The following is a 1,566-nucleotide window of genomic DNA, read 5'->3' on the forward strand; positions in this document are numbered from 1 at the left end:
TCATAAGATGCTACTCCTCTCTAGATAATTTGTAAGTAGCATCATTTTACTATTTTTTTGACGAATAGGGGATACTTTTTTCTTAGCTTGATGGCCATACCCCACTTTGCACTTGGTGACACGGTTGCCGGTATTAGGCCTTCTTATGCATTCAAAGTATTTCTATTTAACTGACCGCTATCGCGTTCAAGTAATTTATTTTTCTTTTTTATTCTCATATAAAAAACATATAGCTTCATCTACTATTTCATTAAAAGTAACATTAGGATCATCGTATATAAATATCTTCATCTCTTGCAGTTTCTTTACTGTAGATGGTTTTAGAGAATAACTTCTTTTAACACTAAGTTCTTCAATTCCTAAATTCTTAACTTCTTGAGAATTTACATTCTTATCTTTTTTAGAATTTATATTCAAACCTTCTAAAATTCCTTTACTTCCGTTACTCATAACTTATCACCTCATCAGCTAAATTCATATAATCTATATATCCATTGCAGTTTTTATTAAAATAAATAATTGGAGTTTGTTTGTCTTGAGCATATTCTATTTGAGAGTTTATTCTTATAAGTGTGTTAAATACTTTTTCACCAAATACTGATTCTAAGCTTTCTTTTATATCTTTAGATATATTTTTTCTTGAATCATACATCGTAATTAAAACTCCCATTATATCTAGATTTTCTCTTAAATTTTCTTTTACAAGATTGTAAGTTTCTATTAAGTGTTTGATTCCTTTTATAGAAAAATAAGAAGTTGATACTGGAATTATCAAGTTATCACTTGCAACAAGTGAATTTATACTAAGAAGCCCTAACGATGGGGGACAGTCTATTAATATATAGTCAAACTCATCTTTTATTTGCTTTAGTATTTTATGTAATATATTTTCTCTACTCATTGCACTACTAAGAGTTATTTCTGCATTACTAAGAGTTATATCTGATGGAAGTATATATAAATTTTCGTATTGAGTTTCCTGTGTAACTTTTAAAATTCTTTCTTTCTTAAATTTTTTAGAAGTTAACAAGTCATATATTGTTAATTCAAGATTTTCATCATTTATTCCAACACCTGATGTAGTATTTGCTTGGGCATCCATATCTACTAATAACACTTTTTTATTTTTAGTTGTTAGTGCTGCACCTAGATTTATTGTTGTTGTAGTTTTGGCTACGCCTCCTTTATGGTTGAAAATGCTTATTATTTTAGCCACTTAAATTCCTCCCTTCTTAAATTCTTAAGAATTTAACTTCTTGTATTCTTGTATTATACAACAAATTTTATTATTAATAGATAGGTTTTTATTAATTTTAATGTTTTTTAAGAGCTAATTAGTATATTTTATAGATACAAACATGACATAAAATATTCAATATATGGTAAAATCTATTTTATTTATATATTAATTAAGTAGGAATTTCAAAAACAAGGGGATGATATAAAGAATGTAATTTCTAATTATTAATAAGTTTGTAAAAATAATTAGTTTAAGGAGCATTCCTGTAATGAATAAATTTGAACTTTGATAAAAAAAGTACCTCCTGATAGAATACAGGGTGTAAG

General features: G+C 26.4%; 2 protein-coding genes. Both read right to left on the reverse strand.

Annotation, left to right across the window (positions count from 1 at the left end; genetic code table 11):
• Positions 1 to 195: 195 nt before the first annotated feature.
• Entirely contained in the window at positions 196 to 450 is a 255-nt protein-coding gene (locus tag BUA77_RS13210) for a hypothetical protein (protein WP_072891056.1), read from the reverse strand.
• Positions 443 to 1,216, reverse strand: coding sequence for a ParA family protein (locus BUA77_RS13215; RefSeq protein ID WP_072891058.1), 774 nt, complete (start codon positions 1,214 to 1,216; stop codon positions 443 to 445). Before BUA77_RS13215 ends, BUA77_RS13210 begins: the two co-directional genes overlap by 8 nt.
• Between the last annotated feature and the right edge of the window lie 350 nt (positions 1,217 to 1,566).

Origin of the sequence: Tepidibacter formicigenes DSM 15518 (assembly GCF_900142235.1) — a bacterium.
GTDB lineage: Bacteria > Bacillota > Clostridia > Peptostreptococcales > Peptostreptococcaceae > Tepidibacter > Tepidibacter formicigenes.